General features: G+C 67.3%; 26 protein-coding genes and 3 pseudogenes. 10 read left to right on the top strand and 19 right to left on the bottom strand.

Annotated elements, in window-relative coordinates:
- Window positions 1-48 precede the first annotated feature (48 nt).
- Window positions 49-899, top strand: a pseudogene (locus tag WS70_RS26580) (aminotransferase class V-fold PLP-dependent enzyme); the annotation flags it as partial.
- Window positions 900-1,187: 288 nt separating this feature from the next.
- Here WS70_RS26580 and WS70_RS26575 read toward each other — a convergent pair.
- A complete protein-coding gene (locus WS70_RS26575) occupies window positions 1,188-1,721 on the bottom strand; it encodes a cytochrome b (protein WP_059472051.1) in 534 nt (177 codons plus the stop codon).
- Between the two features lie 476 nt (window positions 1,722-2,197).
- Here WS70_RS26575 and WS70_RS26570 point away from each other — a divergent pair, with 476 nt between their 5' ends.
- From WS70_RS26570 to WS70_RS26555, 4 genes are all read left to right on the top strand, one after another.
- Window positions 2,198-2,545: an ArsR/SmtB family transcription factor gene (locus WS70_RS26570; protein ID WP_059472052.1), complete on the top strand. Its 348-nt coding sequence runs from the start codon at window positions 2,198-2,200 to the stop codon at window positions 2,543-2,545.
- Window positions 2,535-2,969, top strand: a complete 435-nt coding sequence (locus tag WS70_RS26565) for a YeeE/YedE family protein (protein ID WP_059472053.1) — start codon at window positions 2,535-2,537, stop codon at window positions 2,967-2,969. The genes WS70_RS26570 and WS70_RS26565 overlap by 11 nt, the downstream gene beginning before the upstream one ends.
- A 1-nt stretch (window position 2,970) precedes the next feature.
- Window positions 2,971-3,393, top strand: coding sequence for a DUF6691 family protein (locus WS70_RS26560; protein ID WP_059472054.1), 423 nt, complete (start codon window positions 2,971-2,973; stop codon window positions 3,391-3,393).
- 100 nt (window positions 3,394-3,493) lie between these two features.
- Entirely contained in the window at window positions 3,494-4,003 is a 510-nt protein-coding gene (locus WS70_RS26555; RefSeq protein WP_059472055.1) for a GNAT family N-acetyltransferase, read from the top strand.
- 286 nt (window positions 4,004-4,289) lie between these two features.
- Here the strand turns inward: WS70_RS26555 and WS70_RS26550 are convergent, their stop codons facing one another.
- The 7 genes from WS70_RS26550 to WS70_RS26520 form a co-directional block, all read right to left on the bottom strand.
- The gene (locus tag WS70_RS26550; RefSeq protein WP_059472056.1) at window positions 4,290-4,502 is read right to left on the bottom strand and encodes a DUF3079 domain-containing protein; all 213 of its coding nucleotides are present in this window, start codon (window positions 4,500-4,502) and stop codon (window positions 4,290-4,292) included.
- Between the two features lie 308 nt (window positions 4,503-4,810).
- A complete protein-coding gene (locus tag WS70_RS26545; protein ID WP_059472057.1) occupies window positions 4,811-5,083 on the bottom strand; it encodes a CppA family protein in 273 nt (90 codons plus the stop codon).
- 391 nt (window positions 5,084-5,474) lie between these two features.
- Entirely contained in the window at window positions 5,475-6,251 is a 777-nt protein-coding gene (locus WS70_RS26540; protein ID WP_059598500.1) for a copper chaperone, read from the bottom strand.
- Between the two features lie 13 nt (window positions 6,252-6,264).
- Window positions 6,265-7,809: a tyrosinase family protein gene (locus tag WS70_RS26535; RefSeq protein ID WP_059598501.1), complete on the bottom strand. Its 1,545-nt coding sequence runs from the start codon at window positions 7,807-7,809 to the stop codon at window positions 6,265-6,267.
- A gap of 121 nt (window positions 7,810-7,930) precedes the next feature.
- Complete coding sequence (locus WS70_RS26530; protein WP_059598502.1) at window positions 7,931-8,356, bottom strand: hypothetical protein; 426 nt, start codon at window positions 8,354-8,356, stop codon at window positions 7,931-7,933.
- Window positions 8,357-8,804: 448 nt separating this feature from the next.
- Complete coding sequence (locus WS70_RS26525) at window positions 8,805-9,662, bottom strand: class I SAM-dependent methyltransferase (protein ID WP_059472060.1); 858 nt, start codon at window positions 9,660-9,662, stop codon at window positions 8,805-8,807.
- 115 nt (window positions 9,663-9,777) lie between these two features.
- Window positions 9,778-10,995, bottom strand: a complete 1,218-nt coding sequence (locus tag WS70_RS26520) for a cytochrome-c peroxidase (protein ID WP_226382975.1) — start codon at window positions 10,993-10,995, stop codon at window positions 9,778-9,780.
- Between WS70_RS26520 and WS70_RS32210 the strand changes: the two genes are divergently transcribed.
- Window positions 10,985-11,404, top strand: a complete 420-nt coding sequence (locus tag WS70_RS32210; protein WP_162498987.1) for a hypothetical protein — start codon at window positions 10,985-10,987, stop codon at window positions 11,402-11,404. The two genes, WS70_RS26520 and WS70_RS32210, sit on opposite strands and share 11 nt — an antisense overlap.
- A gap of 163 nt (window positions 11,405-11,567) precedes the next feature.
- On the opposite strand, the gene WS70_RS26510 is transcribed toward WS70_RS32210, so the two are convergent.
- The 4 genes from WS70_RS26510 to WS70_RS26495 all read right to left on the bottom strand — a co-directional run bounded on the left by WS70_RS26510 (window position 11,568) and on the right by WS70_RS26495 (window position 16,403).
- Window positions 11,568-13,046 (bottom strand): metallophosphoesterase family protein, encoded by a 1,479-nt coding sequence (locus tag WS70_RS26510; RefSeq protein ID WP_059598503.1) that lies wholly within the window; start codon window positions 13,044-13,046, stop codon window positions 11,568-11,570.
- A gap of 286 nt (window positions 13,047-13,332) precedes the next feature.
- Window positions 13,333-14,223, bottom strand: coding sequence for an amidohydrolase family protein (locus WS70_RS26505; protein ID WP_059472062.1), 891 nt, complete (start codon window positions 14,221-14,223; stop codon window positions 13,333-13,335).
- 60 nt (window positions 14,224-14,283) lie between these two features.
- Window positions 14,284-15,576 (bottom strand): MFS transporter, encoded by a 1,293-nt coding sequence (locus WS70_RS26500; RefSeq protein WP_059598504.1) that lies wholly within the window; start codon window positions 15,574-15,576, stop codon window positions 14,284-14,286.
- A 101-nt stretch (window positions 15,577-15,677) separates the two neighbouring features.
- Window positions 15,678-16,403 carry a GntR family transcriptional regulator gene (locus WS70_RS26495; RefSeq protein WP_059472064.1) on the bottom strand — a complete coding sequence of 242 codons (726 nt, stop codon included), beginning with the start codon at window positions 16,401-16,403 and terminating at the stop codon, window positions 15,678-15,680.
- A gap of 200 nt (window positions 16,404-16,603) precedes the next feature.
- On the opposite strand from WS70_RS26495, the gene WS70_RS26490 reads away from it, so the two are divergent.
- The gene (locus WS70_RS26490) at window positions 16,604-17,866 is read left to right on the top strand and encodes an MFS transporter (protein ID WP_082716282.1); all 1,263 of its coding nucleotides are present in this window, start codon (window positions 16,604-16,606) and stop codon (window positions 17,864-17,866) included.
- Window positions 17,867-17,934: 68 nt separating this feature from the next.
- Here the strand turns inward: WS70_RS26490 and WS70_RS26485 are convergent, their stop codons facing one another.
- From WS70_RS26485 to WS70_RS26475, 3 genes are all read right to left on the bottom strand, one after another.
- On the bottom strand, window positions 17,935-18,213 hold the full coding sequence (locus WS70_RS26485) for a hypothetical protein (RefSeq protein WP_082716283.1): 279 nt from the start codon (window positions 18,211-18,213) through the stop codon (window positions 17,935-17,937).
- A 105-nt stretch (window positions 18,214-18,318) separates the two neighbouring features.
- Window positions 18,319-19,728 carry an NYN domain-containing protein gene (locus WS70_RS26480; RefSeq protein WP_082716292.1) on the bottom strand — a complete coding sequence of 470 codons (1,410 nt, stop codon included), beginning with the start codon at window positions 19,726-19,728 and terminating at the stop codon, window positions 18,319-18,321.
- Window positions 19,729-20,256: 528 nt separating this feature from the next.
- Complete coding sequence (locus WS70_RS26475; RefSeq protein WP_059472068.1) at window positions 20,257-20,766, bottom strand: Lrp/AsnC family transcriptional regulator; 510 nt, start codon at window positions 20,764-20,766, stop codon at window positions 20,257-20,259.
- A gap of 193 nt (window positions 20,767-20,959) precedes the next feature.
- On the opposite strand from WS70_RS26475, the gene WS70_RS26470 reads away from it, so the two are divergent.
- Window positions 20,960-21,976 (top strand): 1-aminocyclopropane-1-carboxylate deaminase, encoded by a 1,017-nt coding sequence (locus WS70_RS26470; RefSeq protein WP_059472069.1) that lies wholly within the window; start codon window positions 20,960-20,962, stop codon window positions 21,974-21,976.
- 230 nt (window positions 21,977-22,206) lie between these two features.
- On the opposite strand, the pseudogene WS70_RS26460 reads toward WS70_RS26470, so the two are convergent.
- A pseudogene (locus tag WS70_RS26460) lies at window positions 22,207-22,410 on the bottom strand (helix-turn-helix domain-containing protein); the annotation flags it as partial.
- Here WS70_RS26460 and WS70_RS26455 point away from each other — a divergent pair.
- Both WS70_RS26455 and WS70_RS26450 read left to right on the top strand, forming a co-directional pair.
- Window positions 22,410-22,727: pseudogene (locus WS70_RS26455) on the top strand (isoleucine--tRNA ligase); the annotation flags it as partial. The pseudogenes WS70_RS26460 and WS70_RS26455 overlap by 1 nt on opposite strands.
- Before the next feature lie 302 nt (window positions 22,728-23,029).
- Window positions 23,030-23,383, top strand: coding sequence for a hypothetical protein (locus WS70_RS26450; RefSeq protein ID WP_059598506.1), 354 nt, complete (start codon window positions 23,030-23,032; stop codon window positions 23,381-23,383).
- Window positions 23,384-23,414: 31 nt separating this feature from the next.
- On the opposite strand, the gene WS70_RS26445 is transcribed toward WS70_RS26450, so the two are convergent.
- The 3 genes from WS70_RS26445 to WS70_RS26435 all read right to left on the bottom strand — a co-directional run bounded on the left by WS70_RS26445 (window position 23,415) and on the right by WS70_RS26435 (window position 26,258).
- The gene (locus WS70_RS26445; protein WP_059472073.1) at window positions 23,415-24,056 is read right to left on the bottom strand and encodes a VC0807 family protein; all 642 of its coding nucleotides are present in this window, start codon (window positions 24,054-24,056) and stop codon (window positions 23,415-23,417) included.
- Between the two features lie 154 nt (window positions 24,057-24,210).
- Window positions 24,211-25,602: an alkaline phosphatase family protein gene (locus tag WS70_RS26440; RefSeq protein WP_059598507.1), complete on the bottom strand. Its 1,392-nt coding sequence runs from the start codon at window positions 25,600-25,602 to the stop codon at window positions 24,211-24,213.
- A 320-nt stretch (window positions 25,603-25,922) separates the two neighbouring features.
- Window positions 25,923-26,258 carry a hypothetical protein gene (locus WS70_RS26435; RefSeq protein WP_059472074.1) on the bottom strand — a complete coding sequence of 112 codons (336 nt, stop codon included), beginning with the start codon at window positions 26,256-26,258 and terminating at the stop codon, window positions 25,923-25,925.
- Window positions 26,259-26,369 lie beyond the last annotated feature (111 nt).

The raw sequence follows: 26,369 nt of genomic DNA, 5'->3' as shown, positions 1-26,369 counted from the left end.
CGCGCAGGCACGGCTCGAGTTGAGCTACAAGGTCCGGCGCGACGTTTCCGCGCAGGCCGAGGCCACGTGCACGAGAACTCGAACATCCACCGCGCCGCGCATACGCTCGCGGGTCGCGCGACGAATGCATACGAGCACGCGCGCGCGACCGTGCAGCGCTTCATCGGCGCGGCGTCGCCGGACGAGATCGTGTTCATGCGCGGCACGAAGGAAGCGATCAATCTGATCGCAAAAACTTGGGGAGTCCAGAACGTCGGAGAAGGCGATGAGATCGTCGTGTCGCATCTCGAGCATCACGCGAACATCGTGCCGTGGCAGGCGCTCGCCGCCGATTTCTTCGTGTTTTCCGGGCACAAGATCTACGGGCCGACGGGCATCGGCGTCGTGTACGGCAAGCGTGCGCTGCTCGACGCCATGCCGCCGTGGCAGGGCGGCGGCAACATGATCGCCGACGTGACGTTCGAGCGCACCGTGTTCCGCCGCCGCCGAACCGTTTCGAGGCGGGGACGGGCAACATCGCCGACGCGGTCGGACTCGGCGCGGCGCTCGACTACGTGACGCGGATCGGCATCGAGAACATCGCGCGTTACGAGTACGATCTGCTCGCGTACGCAACGAGCGTGTACGCGCCGGTGCCGGGCGTGCGGCTCGTCGGAACCGCGCGCGACAAGGCGAGCGTGCTGTCGTTCGTGCTGAAGGGCTATGAGACGGAAGAGGTCGGGCAGGCGCTGAACGAGCACGGCATCGCGGTGCGCTCCGGACATCACTGCGCGCAGCCGATCTTGCGCCGTTTCGGACTCGAAGCCAGCGTGCGTCCGTCGTTCGTGTTCTACAACACGTGCGACGAAGTCGATGCGATGATCGACGTCGTGCGGCGGCTGGCCGCGCGACGCGCATAAGCCGGCTTCACTTCGCCGCAGGGCTGGATCGGTCGATTCGCACGACTCGACCGACTCGAACGATTCGGCTGCCGCGTCGTCGAACGGCCGAAATCCCGGTCTGCATTTATTTCGTCATACGAAAAAAGACCCGGTTCAGAACCGGGTCGAAGAGAGCGATGCAAGCGGCGAAGACTGGGCCGGCCATGGCCATGCAACCAGCAAGTCCTCATCGCAACGACATCACTCTGCGTGGTCGTTGCGCGTGGGGCGACCGACGTGCAATCGATCGCCGCGCGCGCCTTTCAATCAGATCATCCGTTCGAACGCGCCATCCTTCATCACGAAGCGATGCACGAGCGCCGCGAGCGCGTGCATGCCGATCAGCACGATGAAGAGCGTCGCCGACAGGCTGTGCCATTCGCCGATCGACGCGCCGAGCGAGTGCGGTGCGGCAATGGTCGGAAGCGGCACGACGCCCGCGAGCTTCAGTTGCCACGTGCGGCCGTTCGCGTTCAGCCAGCCGAGCAGCGGCACGGCGATCAGCGCGACATACAGCAGCTTGTGAACCGCGCTCGCGGTGAACGAGAGAAGCGCGCTCTGCCGATGCGCGGGCGGACTGCGGCGCATGAGCGACCACAGTATGCGTGCCGCGATGGCGGCGATCAGCGCGGTGCCGAGCGCGACGTGCCATGCGACGAGGCCGGCGGGCGGCGTCGTGCCATGCACGTCCGGCATCGTCCAGCCGAGCACGAATTGGGCGAGCACGAGCGCGGCGACGCTCCAGTGCAGGAGGCGGCTGAGCGGGTCGTAACGATCTGGGGTTCGGGTGGAGCGTGTCATCGCGCGAATCGTCCTGTGGGGAAAGCCGTTCGTAGGGATCAGCCGGCCGACGTGTCGTGCGTTGCCGGGCCGGACCGATTATCGCGCGCGATTCTTATGGAAATCTTAAGGTCGTGGCGGCGACGAGCCGAATGATCGGTTCGCGCTGTGCAGCGGGCGGCTCAAAGCCAATTCGGCCGGCCCATGTGCGCGGGGTGAGGGGTGTGGACATGTGCGTCGGCGACGGTCTGCTGGGACGCACATCCGCTCGCCGCGAAAAGCGTACTGAGACAGAGCAGGAAAATGAGAATGCGTTTCATATCTTTCTTGCCGGTGCGGCTTCCGAATTCGCTTGCCGCTACTATGACGAGTATGCGCTTAAGGCATGCTTAACGGTCCGGTTCGAACGCCGCGGCACCAGCGCACATTCTTTGCACTGTGCGAATCATTATGTGAGAATATAGAATGTTATTTGATAGATTGATTGGGGTGAAAAGATGCGTGCTGCCGGCTCGTCGATCGACCTGTCCGAAATGCGTGCGTCGGCCGATGCCGCGTGCGCGCTGCTGAAGGTGTTGTCGAATCCTGATCGACTGCTGTTGTTGTGCGAGCTCGCGCAATGCGGCGAGCTGTGCGTGAGCGACATCGAGGCGCGCCTCGACATCCATCAGCCGACGCTGTCGCAACAACTCGCGGTGCTGCGCGACAACGCGCTCGTCGAGACGCGGCGCGACGGCAAGAACATCTACTATGCGCTGGCGAGCGAGCCGGCGATCGCAATCATGTCCGTGCTTTACGAGCAGTTCTGTGCAACGAGCAAGAAGGGGAAGCGTCGTGGCCGTTGATCTTGTTCATTTCACGCCGGGCTTGTCGCTCGCGGGCGGCCTGATGATCGGCGCGGCCGCCGCGCTGCTCGTGTTTTTCGACGGCCGGATTGCCGGCATCAGCGGCATCGTCGGCGGGCTGCTCGCCGGCCGGCGCAGCGATGCCGGATGGCGCGCGGCGTTTCTCGCCGGTTTGATCTCGGCCGCGCTCGTCGCGCATGTGCTCGGCTGGTTCCCGACGCCGGTCGTCGACGCCGGTTGGGCAAGGGTGATCGTCAGCGGCGTGCTGGTCGGCGTCGGTACGCGTTATGCGGGCGGCTGCACGAGCGGACACGGCGTCTGCGGAATCTCGCGCGGTGCGCTGCGTTCGATCGTCGCCACCGCCGTATTCATGACCGCGGGCATTGCGACGGTGTTCGTGCTGCGCCACGTCTTGGGAGGGTGACTTGAGCGTCTTTTTCGCATTCTTGTCGGGCTTGCTGTTCGGCACGGGGCTGCTGCTGTCCGGGATGGCGAATCCCGCGAAGGTGCAGGGTTTTCTCGATCTCGCGGGCGATTGGGATCCGTCGCTCGCGTTCGTGATGGCCGGTGCGATCGCGGTCGGCTCGATCGCGTTCGCGATCGCGAAGCGGCGGGAGCGTTCGCTGCTGGGACTGCCGATGCTGATTCCGCCGCGCGGGTCCGTCACGCTCAGGCTCGTCGCGGGCAGCGCGGCGTTCGGGGTCGGCTGGGGGCTCGTCGGCTTTTGTCCGGGGCCGGCCGTCGTGTCGCTCGGCTTGGGTGGAGCGAAGGCGTTCGGCTTTGTCGCGGCGATGCTGGTCGGGATGGCTGCGTTCGAGTGGAGCGAGCGCGCCAGAGCGAAGCGTTGAGCGACGCGTGTGGCCGGTGTGAGCGTGCACGTGGGGCTCGCCGTGAAAACGCAAGATTGTGTAGGATCGGCTCCTTCTCGTTTTCGATTTCGACTGCCCGATGATCTCGATCCGCCTGCTCGAACCTGCCGATGCATCCGCGTTCAAAGCGTTGCGTCTCGTTGCGATCGACACGTCGCCGACCGCGATCTGGCCGACACGCGCCGAGGAAGCCGCGCGTTCGATCGAGGAAGTGGAAGCGCGGCTCCGGGCATCGGATACGCAGGCGGTTTTCGGCGCGCTGACCGTCGACGGTGAGTTGGCCGCGATCGCCGGCGTGCGCAGGGATGCGCTCGTGCAAGTCGGGCATAAGGCGACGCTTTGGGGTGTGTTCGTCGCGCCCGCGCATCGCGGCAAAGGGCTCGCCCGTCGGCTGATGGGCGCGGCGTTGACGCACGTGTCGCGCGACTGGGGCATCGCGCAGGTCAATCTGTGCGTGAATATCGAGAATGAGCCCGCGAAAGCGCTCTACGCGTCGCTCGGATTCGAGACGTTCGGCGTCGAGCGGCGCGCGATGCGTGTCGGCGATCGGTTTTGCGACGAGCAGCACATGGTTCGAATGTTGCGTTGAGCGCAGTGCTGACGATAAGCGAGACGTATCCGGCCGCATGCACTGTCGACGTGCTTGTTCCGCCGCGGTTCCGCCGCGGTCGTGCGGCGTCCGTTCGCTCGATAAGCGCCGCGCTGAGTTGGTCGTCGCGCTCGCTTCGATCGCTCGAATCAGTCGATGGCCGGCGCGCTCCGGCATCGTCGCCGTCCGATGCACGTTTTCTTGCTTCGCCGGGGCGGGCGATCAACCCGCTGAACGACTCGCATTCACGCCACACGTTCGCGGCGCTTTGTTACGTGAGGCGTTGTCATCGAACGACGGTTTGCGCCAGCCGCTGTTGCTGGGCCGCCGCTTCGTTTTCCTGTTCCCATTCGTACCAGTCGTCGCCAAGCAATTCGATCGGATGCTGCGTCCGGTCGGAACCGTTGCCGCAAGACAGCGCGTCGACCGAGCAATATCGGTCGCATCCCCAGCAGTTGCGTTCAGGGTGCTTCGGATGCAGCGGGAATTTCTTCGCCATGCCGGAGTGCCTCGCAAAGTGCGTTGGAGGGTGTCGCGGCGAGCGATGTCAGGACGGCGCCCTGGTGGGCGGGGTAGACGACTTGGAAAGGCGCGACGCGCGCACGACTTCGTGCGTGGCGAGCTGACAAGGTTTCTGTCGCCGCGACCTGCCCATTCTGTCGATCGGGCGACGGACTTGCCTTGATATTGCGCATCGAATCGCGCGATGCGACGTCGCGTCGCGCAGCGCTACGTTGCGCCATGCCAGCCGATGCCATTTGGCGCCGCCCGGCACCATTCGCGCCAATCGGACGCTCGGCGCGATGCTTACCGGCCTGCGGCGCGTGTGGCGAGGTGCTGGCGGATCAGCGTCAGGTAACGGTCGCCGACCGTGTGATCGGTCTCGGCGCGCCGTGTCGGATAGCGCAGCGAAATCGGCGGCGAGACGCCCAGGTAACGGCAAACGGCGGACAGGTACGGCTTGCGGACGCGCCCCATGCGCAGCGCTGCGCGCTCCACGCGCTCGTCACCGACCTGGCTGCGCAGCCAGACGAGGATTTGACGGTCGGTATCGTTGACGATGCGAACCAGGTGCTCCATCTGACACCTCACTGGTTAAAAATACAGTGCTGTTAATTTATCCAGTATTTCTCGAGCGTGCAACCGTATTAAATGGGGTGCAAACCGGGTCGCGATGGGCGGTCGGAAGCTGGAAATATGCGCCGCGCGAAGCGAAGTCGATGCGGTTGTGAAGTAGCCGGGGAGAGCTGGGCAGAACCGCTTGGCCTAGCGGGAGTGGGTTCTCTTGTGCGTGGGAATTCAGGGGATTTGATGAAGCCGGGACCGGGTGACAGGAAAGTCGTCGGCATCCCGCTTCGATCCTCCGCAGGATTTCATCTCGCCGGGTAACGAAGTTTCAACATGAGCGCGAGCACGGTTCGACGAGGGGGATGTGTCGTGACGGCCCCACCCGGTCAGTCGTCCGCGGACATCATGTCGGCGCGCGCAACAAAGCCAGTCTCGTGCGCACTTTCTCCGCAATGATGCGCACGGCCTTGCCGGGACCGCGGGAGCGCCATGCAGGCGGAGCCGGGCGTTCGAGCCTTTCGGCAAAGATGAAGCACATGACGACGATCGTCGTCAAAACGTGCAACGGTCCTGTCAGCAGCGCAAGCAACATCAGCGCCCAGCAATTCCCGGCGCAGGAGACGCCGCTCGCCAGGCCGAAACGCAGCGCATCGCGATCAGCGGCCATGCCGAACGCCGCGAGGGACGGCCGGCGGTGGCAGACGTTCAGGAACCATTGCTTGGCGGGCGAAAACTGCCAAAGCACCGCCAGCGCGAACCCGAGGCCCACGCGCGTCAGGGGGGGCGGCACGGCCCAGGTGAATGCGATCGCGACGACCTGCAGACCGATCCACGCGGCGATCCAGACAGCCGCATAACCGGCAACGAAGCAGAGCGCAGATCGCATGCGGCGTCGCGCGAAACTGCGCTCCAGGACGTGTCGGAGCGGCGATGCGGCGAGCGGCGCCATCATGGCCGCCACCATCAGCACCGAATCCGATGCGAACTTCGACGGCGAGTTGGACAAGAACGCAAGATGGAGCCATGTCGACAGCGGCAGCCGCCAGTAGTCTCCCGAGATCGAGCAGAGCGCGGGCGGCATCAGGCCGCCCGCGTCGACGAGCAACGCGGACCAGGCGATCAGGCTGATCGACACGGGTACGACGAACGACGCGTCGAGCCGCTGCCCGGCGTGCTTCATCACTGCACTCGCGTCACGTGCTTTGCCGATACACGCTGATGCGGCCGATGCTCACTTGCGATTCTTCCGCCACCGGCGTGAGCGCGACGAGCCGCACGTCGAGTTTGGACAGAGGCAAGGCGCCGGCGAGATGCAGCGCATCGATCATGTGCGAGATTTCGACCACGAACGTCAGGCCGTCGCCCGCGTGCCCCTCCTCGCCCACCACCGTCGCGTTGCTCACGCCGAAGAGGGCGACGCTGCCGGCAAGATGGTCGGGATATTTGGCGGGATCTCCGCCTTCGGGAACGTTGATGTAGACGCTGAGGATCGTGGCGTCGTCGAGGCCGCGGACATTCTCGAGATTCAGGAAGACCCGGTCGGGCGTGGCCGAGGTGGCGGCGGCAGTCTTCGTCAGATTGGCGGATATCTTGCGTTGCACGGCGGCGTCGAGCGTGACGGAAGACCGCGCCTCCGCGCCCTTCACCGCGAGGTTCCGGTCGCTTGCGCCGAACAGTTCGACGATCTTGGGGTCGGTCAAGGCGATGTCCTCCTCGAGCGTTTCGGCCGTGACCTGACCCGTGCGCAGGCGATTCAGGCGAGCGACCGTCAGCGGCGGCGTTTTCGGCGGCGCCGATACATCATCGTAAGCATAGCCGAGCTTCGAAAGGTTGCTCATTTCGCCGGGCGTGTAGGTCCAGTCGTCTCCGTGCGGCATCGGCATTTTGAAAGGCCGCTCGCCTATGAATGCCGGACCTTTCAGCCAATTCACTTTGGTCGGATCGACGTGAGTGGGGGGATGCCTGCGCCAGACTTCCCACAACCGATCGATATTCGCGTGGTGAAGCCAGAAAATCGGGTCCAGTCCTGCGATGTCCGGGTTGGACATCAATCCGGGTTGGCGCGTAAGCGGGTCTCGTCCGCCGACGATGCCATGCACGGCGTCGTGTGGCTGCGTCTCGATACCGCCGTGAATCCCTCTGCTGTGATGGAAGCCCGTGCAGACGCCGCCGAATCCGGGGCCGCCTCCGCTTGCGACGCCTTCGAAATCGGGATCCCCCAGCGCGTTTTGATTGACCAAGCTGATCGGCACGTAGACCTCGCTGTTGTTATACGGGCCGTAGCGCTGCTTCACATAGAGCGGATTGTTGCCTTTGCCGTCCGGCCAGTCGGGCGACGCAAAGGCTTTGGGCAGACGGTCCTCGCCGGGCTCGAAGTAGTTCCAGTAGGGGAGCGCCCAATCCTTGGGGCCGTGCAGCTTGATGACCTCGTCTCGAACGACGGCCTCGAAAGCGAGCAAGTAGCCGCGATGCCAGGGCAGGAAGTACCAGCTGCCGTGCTGACACTGCTTCCAGTAAGCCTGAATGTCGGCGGTGCTGGGCATCCGGTCACGCGAGTCCAGGTAGCCGAGATGGCGCCACAGGCTTTCTTTGAATCCGTGAATGGCCGCGTAGAAACGCCAGCTGTTTCGATCGTCGAGGGCGCGCGACTGCATCGCTTTTACGCCGCGTGCGTACCAGAGAATGGGATCGGCCCAATCGGAACCCAAATTCCAGACGTTTTTACGTAGATATGTCATGCTGATTTCCCCTTTTTAAGTGTGCAGCATGTCGTGATTCGATTGACGAAATCGGATCATCCAAGCGGTAATCGATAAATTAGGATTTATTAAATTTTATAAAAATGAAACGAATGTAAAGTTAGTTGTTCGTCATGGGACGCGTGACGATCCGGCTCGCATGATGCAACGACAGGTATTTGATGAGGCAAAAGATTTGCGCTTCGTTCCTGATTTCCTGAATCGAGCCATCGCCATGAAAATGGTAGTATATTTTTCCCATATTTTCATACGTGAATGAGGCATTGCTGAAAAATGGCGATTTGATCGAATGGATGCGATTCCAGGCGACGGGGTCGGATTTTATAAATCGATTGATTCGGTAAATCGAGCAGATTTGAATCGGATCGAAGCCGGCTTGCTGCGACAATTTGCACTTTCCGATCGAAATGCCGGGGCCGGCGCGCTGGTCGCGGATTGGATCGCGATGCGGTCGTCGCGGCAGTCTGGAATCGGGGCAGCGGGGCAGCGCGCCGGGTTCGACGCGATACGAGAGATCGTCGTACATCGCGCGGGCAGTGAATTCAATCGTCGGGCGCGACTGAACGAGCGACCACTTGTGTGTCGCAGCGCCGGCGACAATCGAAAAGAAACGTCGGCGCCGGAAGCGGGCTTCAAAGAACCGGGGAGACCGGTCGACTTTTTCGGTGAGCAGTTAAAACGATGGTCGTTGTACCGATCGGATCGAGGTGGTGAATCAGGCGATTACAAGGGGCGCGTGCCGGAGCCCTGTCGCGCGGCGGCTGTCGTTCCGACAGCGCTCGATACTGACGTCGCGGCGCACGCGCCGACAATCCGCCAAGCTGCGTTCAATGGCGCGCGACCGGGTTGCCGGACGGAAAGTCGTATTCAATCGGCGCCGGTCGCGCTTCCGGTCGCGCTTCCGGTCGCGCTTCCGGTCGCGCTTCCGGTCGCGCTTCCGGTCGCGCTTCCGGTCGCGTCTTCAAGTCGCGTCTTCAAGTCGTCGCGACCAGAAACGCTTCGCCGCTCGACGGCCGCAGACCATCAGTCCGGCCGGCGAAATAGCGCTGAGTGAGATCGTCGGTGGACACGTGCCGGACTTCGCGGAATCCGGCTTCACGGGCGAGCGCGAGCATTTCGGGCGGGCTGAAGAAGCTGACGAACGGGGTGCCCGCCGCCCGTGCGCGCTCGTAGACCGCCTGGTGCTGCGGGCGCTCGGCGGGATCGAGGAGTTCGAGCGGCAGCAGGAACGTCATCGCCAGCGTGGAGCCCGGAGCGAGCGTCGCGATCTCGCGCAGCGTGGCGGCGACCGCGTCCCGGGTCAGATACATCGAGACGCCGGTCGACGACACGACGGCCGGCCGACCGGCGTCGAAGCCGTCGGCCTCCAGCGGTTCCCGGCAGGATCCTCCTGCCTCGAAATCGACCGGCACGAGCCGCAGCCATTCCGGGATGCCGAAGCCGAGTGCGATCAGGCGCTGCCGCTTCCAGGCCTGCGCGCCGGGCTGGTCGACTTCGAATACCCGAAGGCGCGACGCGAGCTTCGTTCTGCGCTGGGCGAACGTGTCGAGGCCGGCGCCGAGCACCACGTACTGGGCGACGCCGTGTTCGGCCTGCTCGCAGACCAGATCCTCGATGAAGCGGGCCCGGCCGACGATCGCCGCCCGGTAGCCGCGGGTCGCTTGCGGATCCATGTCCGGACGGTCGCGCCAGTCGTCGTCCGGCGCCGCCAGTTGCAGACCGATCTCGTCTTCGAGCACGTGCGGCGGCGGATCGATCTGCACATGCATGGCCCGCCACAGAGCGACTCGCACCGCGGTGCTGTCCGGGGCAGCGATGGATTTGTTCGGCATGACGTTTCCCTATCCCGTAGACGAATGTCGTCGACCGTCACAGTGTATCGATCGTTCGGCGTCGCCCCAAGAGGCCGGTCCATTTCGGATCGGGCGGGCTTTCCTCGGGCGAACGTCACGGCCGCGCCGCTTTGCCGCCCGGCGTCGCCGGCATTAGTCCGACGTAGCGCTCGTCCGTCAGCGTGCGCAGGAACGCGACGAGATCGTCGATGTCGGCGTCCGTCATCGCGGGCGGCGTGCCGGGGCGGCGATTCATCGGCGTCGAGTTCACGTTGATGTTGCCGCGATAAGCGGCCGGCACGTCGTCGAACGTGTCGCGGCCGTGATACCAGCGTTTCGGATCGGTCGAGCGCGTGTTGTAGAACGCGACCGCGTCGCGCAGCGTATCGAACACGCCGTTGTGCATGAACGACTCCTTGATCGCGACGTTGCGCAGCCCCGGCGTGCGCAGATAGCCGCACCATTGTGTCGGCTCCGGCCAGCGCAGCTTCGCGGCCGTATCGCACAGGCCGTTGTCGAAGCGGCGCGGGTCGCGGTTCGCGGGCAGCGCGCGGTTGCGCGGCACCGCGATCGCGTCGTAGCCGAAGTCGGTGAAGAGCGAGCGCTCGGGGCGACTCGCGGTATCCGACAGCGTATGACAGCTCATGCAGTTGCCCTTGTCCGGATTCTTGAAGAGCGCGAGCCCGCGCAATTCCTGCGGCGTGAGCGGCGCGCGCTTCGTCACGTATGCATCGAAGCGCGACGAGAAGGGCGCCATTTCGTCGCTTTGCAGATACGCCTGCATCGCGTCGCCGAGCGCGCGCACCGTCCGCTCGGGATCGCGCCGGACCGCCGGGCCGAAGCGCCCGGCGAGCGCTACGGCGAGTGCGGTGCCGTCGATCTTGCGCAAGAGCGAGGCGGGCGATGCGTTGTTCATCTCGTCCGGATCGAAGAGCGGGCCGCGCAGCTGCTCGGCGAGCGTGTCGGCGCGGCCGTCCGAGAACAGGCCGCCGAACGGCGCGGGCGCGAGCGCGTCGTCGTCCTGGTAGAAGTGGCGGCGCGGCACGTAGCGCACGTACAGCAGCGACGGCGCGTTGCGCCGGCTGAAGTGTCCGGGGCGGCTGCCCTGCGGCACGCGCGGGCCAGCGAGCGCGGCGGGCGACAGCGTGGGTGCGAACGCGCGGCCCGGATCGTGGCAGCTTGCGCACGATGTGCCGCGCGGCTCCGACAGCCGCGAATCGAAGAACACGCGCCGGCCGAGCGCGATGAGCGCCGGGTCCGGGCGGAACACGGCCGTCGTCGTATCGAACTTCGACGCGACCTGCGGCGTGCCGCGGCCGACCGTGTCGACGATGCGCTGCGGCGGTGCGCCGGGGAGCAGGACTGTCGTTGGCGATCGGGATGACGCGGCGGTGGCGCGGGCGGTGTTCGGCGTGGTCGTCGTATTCGTCGTATTCGTTGCGCCTGCTGTGCTCATCGCCTTCGTTGCGCTCGTCGCGGCGGGACCGGCCGCGAGTGCCAGTGCCGCCATCGACGCGAAGAGCGCGCCGCAGGCGGTGCGTGCGAATGTCGAAATGGTGTTGTGTCTTCTCTTTGTGCGTCGATGCGGCGCGAACGGCGGCGGAGTCGCCGCATCCGTTTCCGGAGCGGCCTCGGACTCGGACTCGGACGACGGATCGGCGAACGCGGCAGCGAGCGCGCGGCTCGCGATGTCGAGCGTGCATCGAGCGGATGCTCGGTGCTCGACGCGCGCCGCGACGTGATGCGCCGGCGCGCGATCAAGCCGGCCGGCGCGCGGCGCAGCCGCGTCGATCGCGTCGATCGTGTCGGCGGCGGCTGCATTCGGCGTGCTCGACGATGCGGCGCGGCCCGCGCGTTCCGCGAACGCCGGCGCATGCCGCGCCGGCGTGATCCGCGTCCCGCCCGTCACGGCGCGACGAAGCCGGTCTTGTCGCACGTGAGCGTCGTGCCGGCCTGGTCGCAGGTCGCGAGCAGCTTGCCCGCTGCCGTGTACGCCTTGAACGTCCAGCCGCGCGCGGGCGCCGCACGCCGCTCCATCATCAGGAAGCCGAAGCTGTTGTTGTGCGACAGCTTGTCGATGACGACGCCCGGCGCCGGCGTCAGGTTCGCCGGGAACGGATCGGGCAGCGCGACATCGAGGTTGTCGCCGCCGTTGCCTGACACGATCGTCGCCGGATGCCCGGACGCGAAGTTGATCGCCTGGAAGTCGTGCACGTGGCCGTGCAGCGCGACCTGCACGCCGGGCGGGTAGTACGCCTGCGCATAGAGGCTCGACATCACCGACTGCAGCGCGAGATTGCCCGGCGCGGGCGTGCTGCCCGGGATCGGCGCGAACGCGAGGATCGGATGATGGTTCGTGAAGATCGTCGTCGACATGCCCGGCTGGTTCGCGAGCGCGGCCACCGTCTGGAACTGCTTCTGATAGATCTGGAATTGCACGTCCGTTGTCTTGAGCGCCGCGCGGCCGACCTTCGCGGTATCGAACACGATCACCTGCGAGCCGGTGCCGAGCGGCACCGCGTAGGGCTCCGAATAGTTCGCGTTGCCGTCGTTCGCCGGATCGTTGCACGAGCGCGCGTCCGAGTACGGGTGCGGATCGAGGAAGCGATACCAGCCCTGGCCCGCGCGTGCGCATTCCTCATGGTTGCCGCGCACGACGACCCACGGCGCTTTCGCGAGGAGCGGCGCGGCGGGCTCGAACAGGTCCGCGCGCCACGTGTCCCAGCCGTAGCCCCACGGGCTGTTCTTGCAGCCGGCGATGTCGGGCGGGCACGCGTTCTCGCGATAGTGATAGTCGCCGACGTGAAGCACGAGATCCGGATTCAGCCGCGCGACGCTCGACGCGATCGTCGCGAACGGCCATGCCGTCGCGTCGCTGCACGCCTGGAACGCGTTGTCGGCCTTCTTCATCCGGCAGCCGGTGTCGGCGATGATCGCGACGCGCTGCGGCTCGGCCTTCGGCAGCGGCAGCGCCCGCCCGGCGACGGTCACGTCCTTCGCGCCCGCAGGCAGCGTCGCTTCGCAGACGGACACCGGAAAGCTCGACGGTTTCGAATCGGCCGGATCGCTCGCGGTCGGACGTTGCGCGACGGTGCCCGCGGCGGCGCGCAGCGTCATCCGCGCGATCTTGCCGTCGGCGCTCAACTGCGGGCAGACGGTGGGCGCCGGGTCGCCCGATGCCGCGGCGGGCGGCGTGTAGCTCGTGATCACGCGGGCGATCGCCTGATTGGCGTCGCCGATCTCGACCCACGCCGCCTGGATATTCGCGGACGCGCTCGCGGCGTCCGGCTGGCTGTCGATGCTGCTCGTGCAGGCGTGGAACAGCGTGGCGCCCGCGAGCGTCAGCAGGAGCGCGGCGGCGCGGCGAAGAATCGGTCGTGGCATGGTCGTTCCTGTTGGAAAGCCGTAAAAGTACGCATGGCCGATGTAATAAGTGTGAAGGCGGCGTGACATCATCGAGTGGCGTGACGTGACGTGACGTGACGTGGCGTGACGTGGCGTGACAGCGCGAGGCGGTAATCGGGGCGCGAGGCAGGGCAGGCGACGCGTGCGATGCCCCCCACCATCGCTGCCGCCCCGCCGGATCGGCGGCGCGGATGACCGGCGCGCGACGCAACGCAGTGCTTCGCAGGCCCCCCGCTGCATATCGGCGCGCCACCACCGCTCGCGGCTACGCGGCTCGTCCCTCGTCGAATCGAAAGAGCCGCGCGGGCGTCTCGACGAGAATCGCGCGTCGCATCGCGTCGTCGCGCATCCATTGCTGCGCGAACGCGAACGCACGGCAGAACGTCTCGGTTCGCTCGAACTGCGTGTGCGGCCAGTCGCTGCCCCACACGAGCCGCTCGGCGCCGTATTCGGCTTCGAGCGCGTCGAACGCTTCGCGCGCGCGGGCCGCCGCTTCTTCGGGCGCAAGCGGCCAGTTGCGGTAGATGCCCGAAATCTTCACCCAGATGCGCCGTGTCGCGGCCGCGCGCAGCAGATGGCGAAACCCCGCGTCGGCGATGCCGAGCGCCGGATCCGGGCGGCCGAAGTGATCGACGACGATATCCACGCCATGCGCGAGCAGCGGCGCGATCAGCCGTTCGAGCCGTCCCGCTTCCGCGTGCAGCTCGACATGCCATCGCAGCGCCGCAACGCGTTCGAGCGTTGCGCGCCACGCGGGGCTGTCGAGCGCCGGGTCCGGCAGTCCGATCAGGTTCAGCCGAATGCCGACGATGCCCGCGCGATCGAGCGCATCGAGCGCGTCCTGCCCGCAGCCGGCGTCGATTACCGCAATGCCTCGCAGTCGCCCCGGCTGTCGCGCGAGCGCGCGCAGCAGGTAGCGGCAGTCGCTGCCGAGAAAGCTCGGCTGCACGAGCACGCCGTGCGACACGCGATGCGCGTCGAGCTGCGCAACGTACGCGTCGAGCGGCGCGTCGTAGCCGGGCGCGTAGCGACGCCGGCCGGCGAGCGGCAGTCCTGTCTCGAAGACGTGCGCGTGCGCGTCGACGGCGGTCATGCGGCCGGACTCGTCGTGCGCCGGCGCTTCGTGCGCGCGCGCTTTCCGCTCCTGCTCGCTCAACGCTCGATGCTCCTCATTCGATGAAACGACAACGACAACCTGAAAACCATGCGACGACGATCAACGATGCTGCGCACCCGGCGTCGCGATGCGATGCGCGTGCGCATCGATATCGGCGCTTTCGTCGAGCGCGCGCCCGCGCGTCTCGGGCAGCATCAGCACGGCGGCGACGACGATCGAATACGCGATCGCCGCGTCGATGCCGATCGCGGTGCCGAGCGGCATGCCGGCCGACATGTGGCCGACGAGCACTGGAAAGCCGGCCGATGCGACGCGTCCGAAGTTGTAGCAAAAGCCGACGCCCGTGCCGCGGATGCCGCGCGGATAGAGTTCGTTGAAGAGCGCGCCCATGCTCGCGGGGATGCCGGCCGCGAAAAAGCCGAGCGGAAAGCCGAGCACGAGCATCGCGGCATTGCCGAGCGGCAGGAACAGATATGCGATCACGGTCGCGACGCAGCACGCGGAGAACGCGAGGATCGTGTTGCGCCGTCCGATGCGGTCGAGCAGGTGCGCGCTCGCGACGCAGCCGCAGAAGAACGCGACGATGATGACGGCGAGATAGCCGCCCGTGCCGAGCACCGACAGATGCCGCTCGACCTTCAGATAGGTCGGCAGCCACGTCATCAGCGCGTAGTAGCCGCCGTGCGCGCCGACGCCGAGCAGCGCGCCGATCAGCGTCATCCGCAGCGTCTCCCGCGCGAAGATGCCGACGAGCGGCGCGGCCGCCGCGGCTTGCGATGCAGCCGGCGTCCTGGGCGCATCCGTCGAGGGCTCGACGATCCCGCGCCGCACGTAGACGATCAGCAGCGCGGGCAGCAGACCGACGCCGAACATCACGCGCCACGCGAGCGCGGCGGGCATCAGCGAGAACGCGAGCGCATAGAGCAGCACGGCGGCGGCCCAGCCGACCGCCCATGCGCTCTGGACGGTCCCCATCGCCTTGCCGCGATGCTCGGCGCGGATCGTTTCCGCCATCAGCACGGCGCCCGCCGCCCATTCGCCGCCGAAGCCGAGGCCCTGCAGCGTCTTCAGGATGACGAACTGCGGATAGCTCGTCGCGAACGCGCAAAGGAACGTGCCGACCGAGAAGAACGCGATCGTCCATTGCAGCGTTCGAACGCGGCCGAAGCGGTCGGACAGCAGGCCGGCCGCCCAGCCGCCGATCGCCGACGCGACGAGCGTCGCGCCGCCGACGAAGCCCGCCTGCGTGCGGGAGAGCGACCACTCCGCGATGATCGCGGGAATCACGAGGCTGAACATCTGCACGTCGAGCGCATCGAGCGCCCAGCCGCCGAAGCAGGCCCAGAACGTGCGCCGTTCGCGGGCCGATACCATGCCGAACCATTTGAACACTGTCGTCTCCTGTTCCGCGCCGGACGGTCGCCGCCTGCCGCTGCTCGCGGCACGGCGGTCGCCGGTCGGTCGCCGGTCGGTCGCGCTCGCGTGAACGGACCCTAGCGGATCTCCGCCTGATAGATGAATTCGCTCGCGGGGCCGCGCGAGCGCCGCCATTCGAGCGGCCGGCGATCGTAGCCGTACGCGAGCCGCTCGATCACGACGGCGGGCGTGCCCGGCTCGATGCGCAAGAGGCGCGCGTGCACGGGCCCGATCGCCTCGACCGTCAAGGTCTCGGTCGCCGACGCGACGATCTGGTTGCAGTGCGCTTCGTAGACCGGATACAGCAGGTCGCCGATCGCGTCGGGCTCGAGCCGCGCGAACGCGGCGAAGCGGTCGTAAGGCAGCCAGATTTCCTCGGCGAGCATCGGCGCGCCGTCGATCAGGCGCAGGCGCGTCATCTCGATCACGGACGCGCGGCTCGGGATCTGCAGCGCGGCGGCGACGGCCGACGGCGCTTCGACGACCTCGCGGCGCAGGATCCGGCTCTCGGGGATCCGGCGCTCGCCTCGCTTGCTCTGGAAGCGGAAGAAGCGGAACAGCGAGTTGTCGAAGCTCGCGCGCCGCACGAACGTGCCGCGCCCCTGGAAGCGTTCGAGCATCCCGTCGGCGACGAGCAGGTCGACCGCCTTGCGCACGGTGCCGACCGCGACGTCGTAGCGCTTCGCGAGCGCCTGCTCGGTCGGGATCGCCTCGCCCGGCCGCCAATGCCGGGCGGCGATGAGCGCGGCCAGTTCGTCGCGCAGACGCTGATAGCGGGGGAGTCGGTCGTCGGTGGCGTGCATGGTTTCTCCAAATTCATCTATATGTTTGCATGACTTGGACCGACGCGAATCGGTGGAAACCCGGCGATGACTGGGATCAATATGTAGGCGGCGCGGGTAATTACGCATTGCCGCACTCCACTAATCAACCAATCATCTATATGAATTTATGAGCAAGGAGACGGCAAGTGGACGAGTCCTCAACCCGCGAACGGGCGGTCATGACGAAAATCGCGCGGCGGCTGATGCCGCTGCTCGTCGTCATGTTCCTGATCGCGTTCATCGACCGGCAGAACGTCGGTTTCGCGAAGCTGCAGATGGTGCACGCGCTCGGGATGACCGAGACGTCGTACGGGCTCGGCGCGTCGCTGTTCTTCATCGGCTACCTGCTGTTCGAAGTGCCGAGCACGCTCGCGCTGCATCGGTTCGGCGCGCGCCTCTGGCTCGCGCGCATCATGATGACGTGGGGCGTGATCACGGTCCTGCTCGGCTTCACCCATTCGACGAGCGTCTTCTATGTGTTTCGCTTCATGCTCGGCGTCGCGGAGGCGGGCTTCTATCCGGGCGTCATCTATTACCTGACGCTGTGGTTTCCGCAGAGCCATCGTACGCGCGTGCTCGGGCTCTTCACGCTCGGCAGCGCGCTCGCGAACATGCTCGGCTCGCTCGCGGGCGGGCTGCTGCTGTCGCTCGACGGCCAGTTCGGGCTCGCCGGCTGGCAATGGGTGTTCGTCGCGACGGGGCTGCCGGCCATCGCCGTCGCGCTCGTCGCGCTGCGCTTCCTGCCCGAGTCGGTCGAGCGCGCGACGTTCCTGTCCGACGACGAGAAGCGCCTCGTGCTCGCCGCGCTCAAGCGTGAGGCGTCGCCCGACGCGGTGTCCGAATCGCCGTGGCGCGCGCTGATCGATCCGCGCGTGCTGATGTTCGCGCTCGCGTACATGCTGATGTCGACGTCGCTCTACGGCGTCACGTACTGGCTGCCGACGCTGCTGAAGAGCAGCGGCGTGTCGTCGTCGTCGAACGGGCTGCTGAACATGATTCCGTGGGCGATCGCGGCGTTGCTGCTGCTGTGGCTGCCCGCGCGGCTCAAGCGTGAGCGGATCGTGCTGAAGGCGATGGCGGTCGTCGCGGGCGTCGGCGTCGCCGGCTTCGCGCTGAGCCTCGCGCTGCCGGGCCTGCCGCTGCGCTTCGCGGCGCTCGTGCTGGGCGGCGCGTGCATCCCGCTCCTGTATCCGTGCTTCTGGTCGCTGCCGCCACGTTTCTTCTCCGGTGCGCGGGCTGCCGCGAGCATCGCCGCGATCAACTCGATCGGCAATCTCGGCGGCTTCTTCGCGCAGAACCTGATGCCGTATGTCGGCAAGGTCGCGGGCAACGCGGGCGCGCCGATGCTCGTGCCCGTCGTGTGCCTCGCGACGCTCGGCGTCGGCATGCTGGCTGCCGCGTCGATGGCCGGCCGGCGGCCGCGGGAGGGCGTGACGGCGTGAGCGAGCGCCGCATGAGGCGTCGTCGGCGATGCCTCCGGCGATTCAGGGGCGGGGCGCGATGAATGAGCTTACGATGAATGAGCCTGTCCGGGCGGCGTTGCGCGAGCACGCCGCCCGGTTCGTTTGGTGCGCGGGGCTCGTGTGCAGCCGAGCGAATGGTTCGAATCGTCCGATTCGTTCAGCGCAATTTCGTCGTCGGCGCGTTTCGTGACACAATCGCGCGCATTGTCGATCCGACGATTTCCTTTCGGCCACGATAAACATAACGAGTAAAACTTGGCCTGCAAGCTCATCGCCTTCGATTTCGACGGCACGCTCGCGGATTCGCGGCCGTTCCAGGCGATCACGCTGCGTCGTCGACGGCCCGCACGATGCCTCGCTCGTTTCGGGCGCGCGAATGTCCTGGCGACGACAGACTGTCGTCGCGAGCCGCGCGGCCCGCGTTGCACCGCTCAGGCGTCGCTTGCCGTCGCAGTCTTGCGCGGGCGGCGCACGCGGGCGGGCGATTTGCGCGAAGCCTTCGCCGGCGCCGCTTCGGCCGCCGGTTCGCCGGCAGCGCCCGTTGCGGCTTCGCCGGCCGGCGCCGCTTCGGCTGCCGCGTGCCGCCGCTCCGCTGCGTCGGCCGCTCGCGGCTTGCTCTTCTTCGCCGCAGTCTTGCGTGCGCGCGAACGCGCGGGCTTTGTTGCCTCGGCTTCCTGCGCTTCACCCGTCTCGCTCGCGCGAGCCGGCTCGCGCGCCGCGTGCGTGTCGTGTGCTTCGTGGGCCGGATGTGCTTCGCGCGTTTCGTCCGCCGCGCGCTCGCGACGGGCTTCGCGCGTCTCGACGACATCCACGTCGACGATATCGGCATCGGCTTCGATGCCGCCGTGGCCCTCCGCGCCCGCGACCGTCTCGACGATCAGCGGCATCTGCTCCGGCACGCGCTTCTTCGCGCCGCGGCCCTTGCCGTGCCCTTTCTTGCCCGACGGTTTCGCGCCGGCGTGGTTTTCTTCGACGGCCGCGGCCGTCTCGACCGGCTTCGCCGTTTCGACGGCCATCGGCTGGATCGACCGGAACACGAACGTGCCCGACTTGTCGTCGCGGCCGATATCGAGCAGCCCGCGCGCCTGCGCTTCGTCGAGCAGGTTGCCGAACGCGCGGAAGCCGTAGTACGACTCGTTGAAGTCCGGCTTGCGGCGCTTGATCGCGCTCTTGAGCACTGACGCCCAGATCTTGCCGCTCTCGCCGCGCTCCGACGCAAGCGCGTCGAACGTCTCGACGGCGAGCGAGATCGCCTCGGCCTTGCGCGCGTCGCCGTCGTGCTTGCGCTGCTTGTCGTCGTCGGCCGCGCGCTTCGAGCCCGCGCCCGCCGTGCGCGCGTCGCGCTTCGCGAGCGCGCGCTGCTGCTCGCGCGCGAGGTCGTCGTAGAAGATGAATTCGTCGCAGTTCGCGACGAGCAGGTCCGACGTCGAGTTCTTCACGCCGACGCCGATCACGCGCTTCGCGTTCTCGCGCAGCTTCGACACGAGCGGCGAGAAGTCCGAGTCGCCGCTGATGATGACGAACGTGTCGACGTGCGCCTTCGTGTAGCAGAGGTCGAGCGCGTCGACGACGAGCCGGATGTCCGCCGAATTCTTGCCGGACTGCCGCACGTGCGGGATTTCGATCAGCTCGAAGCTCGCTTCGTGCATCGCCGCCTTGAACGTCTTGTAGCGATCCCAATCGCAGTACGCCTTCTTGACGACGATGCTGCCCTTCAGCAGCAGCTTCTCGAGCACGGGCTTGATGTCGAATTTTTCGAACTTCGTGTCGCGCACGCCGAGCGCGATGTTTTCGAAGTCGCAAAAGAGCGCCATGTTGACGCTGTCCTGGGGTAAGGCCATGAGGTCTCCAACTGAGTGCGGGTCGATCTTGCGATCGAGAATGGCGAACATGATAGCGGGTCGGCGCGGTGGAGCGGAAATCCGCGTGGGACGACGGGCGAACTCGGAGGCGGATGGCGGGGCCGCAACGGACGTTTCGCCGTGCGTTCGGCGTGCGCCGCGCAGGCGCGCGAGCGTGTCCTGCCGCTCGCCGAGGCCTGTGCGCACGTCGCTCGCGCCGTCGAAAAAGTGCGGCGTGTCGAGCGGGGCGCTCGACACCTGCGTCAAGCCGCGATGACGCGGCGAGGCGGAATGGGACGCGTCCGGAGCCGATCGATCTTCGCCGGCCGCTCTATTGCTGTCGTCGCGCTGCGATGCGTGTGGTCAGTCAATCGATGAACGCGGGACGGTGCGATCGGCGAAATGCTCGACGAGCCGCCGGTACTGCGGCGATGCGACATCGCGTGACGTGTGCGCGCGGCGGCGCAGAGGCGGTCGCACGCAAGCGCACTGCGCATTGCGTACCGCGTGCAAGCGCTGTCGTGCCGCTCAAATCGGAAAGCTCGTCGTCGACAGAATCTCCTTCAGCACGACGAACGTCCGGATTTGCCGCACGCCGGGCAGGTACAGCAACTGTTCCGCATGCAGCCGGTTGAACGTATCGCTGTCGCGCGTGCGGATCAGCATGATGTAGTCGAATTCGCCCGTCACGACATGGCACTCCATGCAGCCGGACACTTTCTGCGCGGCCTGCTCGAACGCGTCGAACGAATCGGGCGTCGAGCGGTCGAGCACGACGCCGATCATCACGAGCATCCCCGCGTTCAGCGCCTTCGGCGCAAGCAGCGCAACGATTCCGCGGATCAGGCCCATTTCCTTCAGGCGCTCGACGCGGCGCAGGCACGCGGGCGCACTCAGGTTCACCTTCGCGGCGAGCGCGACGTTCGAGATCGACGCATCGCGCTGCAGCACGCGAAGGATCGCGCGATCGACGCGGTCGATGTCCGCGCCGGCCGGCTGGGCGGCGGCCTTCGGCGTGGATTTTTTTGTTGCGCACATGATCGCTAATTCCTAACTAAATTAATTGAAATAATTACGTATCGTTATAAAAGTAGGCTCCTGGCAATATATTCGCAACCCTGTTTTCCCCGATCGTTCCTAACATGGGACGTCGCGGCGGATCGCGATCGGGCGGCGCGGCGCGCGGTTCGATGCGTTCGCGCGCCCGTATCTTCGATGACAGGAGCGATCGATGAATCTTCAGAAATTCCCGCGTTACCCGCTGACTTTCGGCCCAACGCCGATCCAGCCGCTCAAGCGGCTCACCGCGCATCTGGGCGGCAAGGTCGAGCTGTACGCGAAGCGCGACGACTGCAACAGCGGCCTCGCGTTCGGCGGTAACAAGACGCGCAAGCTCGAATACCTGATCCCCGACGCGCTCGCGCAAGGCTGCGACACGCTCGTGTCGATCGGCGGCATCCAGTCGAACCAGACGCGCCAGGTCGCGGCGGTCGCCGCGCATCTCGGCATGAAGTGCGTGCTCGTCCAGGAGAACTGGGTCAATTATCACGATGCCGTCTACGATCGCGTCGGCAACATCCAGATGTCGCGGATGATGGGCGCGGACGTGCGCCTCGTGCCGGACGGCTTCGACATCGGCTTTCGCAAGAGCTGGGAGGACGCGCTAGCCGACGTCCGCGCGAGCGGCGGCAAGCCGTACGCGATTCCGGCCGGCTGCTCCGATCATCCGCTCGGCGGCCTCGGCTTCGTCGGTTTCGCGGAGGAGGTGCGCGTGCAGGAGGCCGGGCTCGGCTTCAAGTTCGATTACATCGTCGTGTGCTCGGTGACGGGCAGCACGCAGGCGGGGATGGTCGTCGGCTTCGCGGCCGACGGGCGTGCGGACCGCGTGATCGGCATCGACGCGTCGGCGAAGCCCGCGCAGACGTGCGACCAGATCCTCCGGATCGCGAGGAACACCGCCGAGCGCGTCGAACTCGGCCGCGACATCACGGGCGACGACGTCGTGCTCGACGCGCGCTTCGGCGGTCCGGAGTACGGGCTGCCGAACGCGGGCACGCTCGATGCGATCCGTCTGTGCGCGAAGCTCGAAGGCATGCTGACCGACCCTGTCTACGAAGGCAAGTCGATGCACGGGATGATCGAGAAGGTGAGGCTCGGCGAATTCCCGGCCGGCTCGAAGGTGCTGTACGCGCATCTCGGCGGCGTGCCCGCGCTGAACGCGTACAGCTTCCTGTTCCGCGACGGCTGATCCGACGCGCCGGGGCGCTGTCTCGATTCGGCGCCCGTGTTCACGTCGATGGGCGGGGCGATGCGTTCGCACGGCGAAACGGCGGCAGCGGCGGCGGCGCGCGGGTGGCAGCCGCCGTCGTCGCCGACGCTCGTATTGCGATCGTCCGGCGGCCGGCAACTGGCAACTGGCAACTGGCAACTGGCAGCAGGCAGCAGGCAGCAGGCCCACTGCGGTTCTGTCACTCGTCTTCAAATCCCGGTCGGCGCGGCGGCCCGCTTGCCCGGCGCGAGCGCGCGCGTGTATTGCATCGGCGTCATCCCGAACGTGCGCTTGAAGTGGTTGCAGAGCGCGCTTTGATCGTAGAAGCCCGATGTCAGCGCGGCGTCGGCGAGCGACCGGCCGGCCTGCAATTCCCGCAGCGCCGCGCGCAGCCGCAACTGGTTCAGATCAGCATCTGACGAAGGCGCTCGAAGAGGCGCGCGGCGCGGGGTGGATCGGACGATCGAATGAAGCCGACGTCGTCGTGCGCGCGCCGCGCGACATGCTCGACGCGCTGACGCCGCTGCGCGCCGCGTTGGCCGCGGTTTTTGTCGTCGCCGACGTGAGGCTGGAGGCGGGCGAGGAAATCGCGGTCGCGGTGACGCGCACGCGTCTCGCGCGCTGCGAGCGCTGCCGGCGGCACGAGCCGACGGTCGACGCGCACGCCGGCGACGACGCGCGCTGCGAGCGCTGCCGCCACGCGCTGTCGCGGCGGGTGCTCGCGAACTAGCGAGCCGGACCGCGGCGCAGGGCGCACGCCGCCGAAGGCCGTGCCGCTCTTGCCCGAATTCCTGCGCGCGGCTCGCGAGCGACGAAGACAGCGGCGACGCGACGTTTCACCAATGAGACGGAACGGGCCGCTGCGCGGCCCGGCCCGTGCGGCCGGCGTCACGTTACATGTTCCGTAACGTCGGCGCGGTCCGCGCGGCGCCGCGCCGGCGCAGGCTCGCCGCGCCGGCATCGACGGCGCGTCGTTCGGTTGGCACTCTTATTGCTCTTGAATGGGAGGGAACCGGATTCAGGGAGCTTCAAATGGGATTCGTCGAGGTCGGGCGCCGGCGCGGGAGCGTCGCGGAGTCGAACGAAATCGACGGCGCGGCGCTGATCGCCGAGGTGGCGTCCGAGACGCTCGCCGCGGCCGACGCCGCGCCGCGCGATCAGGCGCCGCCGCTCACGCTGTACGGCGCGTATCGGCAGGGCTTTGCCGACTATCTGGCGGGCCGGCCGAATCCGTATCGGATCGGCAGCCGTTTCGCCGGCATCTGGCACGAAGGGCACGCGGAGGCCGCGTCGAACGATGCGCTCGATTTCGCGACGCGCGCGCAGGCCTGCTGGGGCGCACGCGCGGCGGCGAACCCGATCGCGTTTCTCCGCCGGCGCCGCTAGGCGCCGTCAATCGACGCGCGCGCCCGACGCTTCAGCCGAGCGCGCCGCCCGGCGGCAGGCCGGCGAGCGCATGCGTGCGCATCATCTTCCGATACCACAGCGTCCACGTCATCAGCGCGCCGTAGATGCCGTAGCCGACGAATGGCGCGACGACGAGCGCGCGCTCGACCGGCCAATGCCAGGTGATCCACGCGCGCAGCAGGTTCTCGGCGACGAGGCCGGCGCCCCAGACGAGCGTCATCAGCCGCATCGACGACACGAACGCCGGCCGTTCCGCCCATAGCTCGTCGATCCGCGCGGCGCCGTCGTACGCCTCGCGCGCGACCGTCGCCCGCGCGAGATGGAACACGAGCGGCTTTTGCAGCGCGAGCGACACGAGGAACGCGACGCCGATCGCACCGGAGGCGAGCGATTCGCGCATCAGCAGCATCCGCGGGCTGCCGCCCGCGAGCGCGGCGGCGATCGACAGCACGATGCCGAGCAGCACGAGCGCGGACAGCGCGTCGACCCGCCTGAAGCGCGCGAGCTCCAGCCCGCTCCAGACGAGCGGCGGCGCGGCCGACGCGATCAGGCCGCCCGTCTCGCCCCAATACGGCACGGCGGCGCGATACGCGGCCCAGGGCAGCAGCAGGTTCACCGTCAATTCAGCGAGAAGACCGGGGCGTATTTTCATGGCGGCGACGTGGTCCGTTGGACCGACCGGGGCGCGGTCGGCGCGCGGATCGCATCCGTTTTATTGCACGCACCCATCATGCCGGATTTTTGCCGGCTTCGAGCGAAACGTTCGTCCGACGCGCCGGCGTCCGGCACGCGTCCGGCACGGGCCGCTACGCGGGCTTGCCCGATGCCCGGCGCGCGAAGAAATCGAGCGCGTGCTGGCGCGTCGTCATCGGCGCGAGGCTCGCGGCCGGATCGAGCCCGTCGCGCCGCGACGTGCCCGTCACGAGGCTCTTCTGCAGATCGTTGAGCGGCGCGGTGGGCGGCGGATGAACGAAGTCCGTGGCCGACGCGCTGATCGCCGGCAGATCGGCGCGCGGCGTGTCGCGCGTGAAGAGTTGCGCGAGCGTCGGCGCGTTCGCGATCCGCGCGCTCTTCAGCATCCTGTCGGGCGGGATGCCGAGCCAGTCGCGCAGCGTCGCGAGGATCGACGTATGGTCGTACGGGACCGCGGTCGGCGAGCGGAACACGGTGCCCGCTTCGATGTACGGCGACACGACGACGGCCGGCACGCGCACGCCGAAGCGATAGAAGCCGAATGTCTCGTCGCCGGGGGCGCTCGCGTCGTCGGGCGGCGTCGCGTTCGCGGGCGGCAGGACATGATCGAAGCAGCCGCCGTGCTCGTCGTAGGTCACGACGAGCAGCGTACGGGGCCAGCCGGGCGACGTGCTGATCGCCGTCCAGATGTCGTGCAGGAACGAGTCGCCCGCGCGCACGTCGTGCGGCGGATGCTGGTCGTTCGGCTCGAACAGGAAGCTCGGCTCGATGAACGCGTATTGCGGCAGCGCATCGTTCCGGCACGCGGCGGCGAAGTCCCCGAAATGCTTGAAATGGTCGGCCATCGCGTCGGCCCACAGCGTCGGAAACATCGTGTGCGTCAGCGACGGCGTGACGATCGTGTCGCTGTATACCGCCCAGCTCGCGCCGATCGACGTCAGCACGTCGAAGATCGTCGGCACGTTCCATGCGAGCGGATCGGGCATCGCGCCGTTGTTCACGTGCCCGTTCGACGTGCCCGCGTGCGCGAACGCGCGGTTCGGCCAGGTCTGGCTCGGCACCGACGCGAACCACGCGTCGGACACCGCGTACGCGCGCGCGAGCGCTGTCAGCGTCGGCAGCTGCGCGACGCTGTGGCATTGCATCACGTGGCTCGGATCGGTCGTCCGCGTCGTCTCGTAATTGACGACGAAGCCTTGCATCGGCGGCCACGGCGCGTTCGCGCCGCTCGGGCCGAGGATCTGGCTCGTCACGTTGACGAAGGTCTCCTGCGGATCGGGGGTCACGCTGTTCGCGGCTTCCAGCGTGACGGCGATCATCTTGCCGGCCGTCGACGGATTCGCCATCTCGGGCTTCAGTCCGTCGAACTGCGGCGAGCTGTGCGCGGGCAGCACGTGCGCGGGTTGCGTGCCGGGCGGATAGAGCCAGCCGAGCATCGTGTCGAACGAGCGGTTCTCGAACATCACGACGACGACGTGCTCGACGTTTTCCAGGATCTTCGCCACGATCTTCTCCTTCTTATGCGCAAACGGCGTCGCGGAGCGTCCTGCCGGGCGCGTGCGACGGGCCCCGTGCGCCGCGCGGCGGCTGACGTTCGGGCGTCGATCCGGGGAGGCGCGTGTCGTGCCGCTTGTGGCGCCTCCGCGCGGAAATATGGATTAGATATATCCGATATTTCGGGAAAAACAAGGCGCGATGACGCTGCCCACGACCGCCGCGATCGCAGTGACGATCGCGACGAGGTCGGCGCCGCTCGTAGACGAGCGGACGTCACGCGGTTCCCGGCAGAATTCGGTGGTGATGCTGCAGCGGGGGCGCGGCGCGCCTACCGACGCTCGCGCCGCAGCCGCGCGAGCGTCTGCCACGCGCAGCCGGCCGTCGCGCCCGCGATGCCGAGCATCGCGACGAGCACGCCGGATCCGAAGCCGGGCGGCATCTCGCCGGAGCCGGGCGGGGATGGCTTCGCGAGCAGCGCGCACGCGGCGCCCGCGACGATCAGCGCGGCGCACGCGAGCCAGTATCCGCGCCCGCGCGCTTGCCTGAGCGCGGAGTACAGCGCCCAGCCGAGGCCGAACAGATACAGCGTCGCCAGCGTGCCGAGTCCGATCCATTCGGCGAAAGGCGTCGTGCCGGCGGCGGCGAGCGTGGCGGGGGCGGTCATCGAATCGGCACCTCTTCGTGTCGGAAAAGTCGGAAACGGCCGGCTATCTTAGCGAATCGCATCGAACGCGCACAGGTTGCGCACGTTGCCCTTGTCAGAATCGGGGCGACG

It is taken from the genome of Burkholderia mayonis, from assembly GCF_001523745.2.
In the GTDB taxonomy this organism is placed as follows: Bacteria; Pseudomonadota; Gammaproteobacteria; order Burkholderiales; family Burkholderiaceae; genus Burkholderia; species Burkholderia mayonis.
The sequence above is the reverse complement of the archived record's forward strand: the minus strand, read 5'-3'. Positions and strand labels throughout refer to the sequence as shown.

Bases quoted from the DNA above. Each gene is read 5' to 3' on its own strand.
- WS70_RS26575 (WP_059472051.1), bottom strand. From the start codon at position 1,721: ATGACACGCTCCACCCGAACCCCAGATCGTTACGACCCGCTCAGCCGC.
- WS70_RS26570 (WP_059472052.1), top strand. From the start codon at position 2,198: ATGCGTGCTGCCGGCTCGTCGATCGACCTGTCCGAAATGCGTGCGTCG.
- WS70_RS26555 (WP_059472055.1), top strand. From the start codon at position 3,494: ATGATCTCGATCCGCCTGCTCGAACCTGCCGATGCATCCGCGTTCAAA.
- WS70_RS26550 (WP_059472056.1), bottom strand. From the start codon at position 4,502: ATGGCGAAGAAATTCCCGCTGCATCCGAAGCACCCTGAACGCAACTGC.
- WS70_RS26545 (WP_059472057.1), bottom strand. From the start codon at position 5,083: ATGGAGCACCTGGTTCGCATCGTCAACGATACCGACCGTCAAATCCTC.
- WS70_RS26540 (WP_059598500.1), bottom strand. From the start codon at position 6,251: ATGAAGCACGCCGGGCAGCGGCTCGACGCGTCGTTCGTCGTACCCGTG.
- WS70_RS26535 (WP_059598501.1), bottom strand. From the start codon at position 7,809: ATGACATATCTACGTAAAAACGTCTGGAATTTGGGTTCCGATTGGGCC.
- WS70_RS26530 (WP_059598502.1), bottom strand. From the start codon at position 8,356: ATGTACGACGATCTCTCGTATCGCGTCGAACCCGGCGCGCTGCCCCGC.
- WS70_RS26525 (WP_059472060.1), bottom strand. From the start codon at position 9,662: ATGCCGAACAAATCCATCGCTGCCCCGGACAGCACCGCGGTGCGAGTC.
- WS70_RS26510 (WP_059598503.1), bottom strand. From the start codon at position 13,046: ATGCCACGACCGATTCTTCGCCGCGCCGCCGCGCTCCTGCTGACGCTC.
- WS70_RS26495 (WP_059472064.1), bottom strand. From the start codon at position 16,403: ATGCACGCCACCGACGACCGACTCCCCCGCTATCAGCGTCTGCGCGAC.
- WS70_RS26490 (WP_082716282.1), top strand. From the start codon at position 16,604: ATGACGAAAATCGCGCGGCGGCTGATGCCGCTGCTCGTCGTCATGTTC.
- WS70_RS26480 (WP_082716292.1), bottom strand. From the start codon at position 19,728: ATGGCCTTACCCCAGGACAGCGTCAACATGGCGCTCTTTTGCGACTTC.
- WS70_RS26475 (WP_059472068.1), bottom strand. From the start codon at position 20,766: ATGTGCGCAACAAAAAAATCCACGCCGAAGGCCGCCGCCCAGCCGGCC.
- WS70_RS26470 (WP_059472069.1), top strand. From the start codon at position 20,960: ATGAATCTTCAGAAATTCCCGCGTTACCCGCTGACTTTCGGCCCAACG.
- WS70_RS26450 (WP_059598506.1), top strand. From the start codon at position 23,030: ATGGGATTCGTCGAGGTCGGGCGCCGGCGCGGGAGCGTCGCGGAGTCG.
- WS70_RS26445 (WP_059472073.1), bottom strand. From the start codon at position 24,056: ATGAAAATACGCCCCGGTCTTCTCGCTGAATTGACGGTGAACCTGCTG.
- WS70_RS26435 (WP_059472074.1), bottom strand. From the start codon at position 26,258: ATGACCGCCCCCGCCACGCTCGCCGCCGCCGGCACGACGCCTTTCGCC.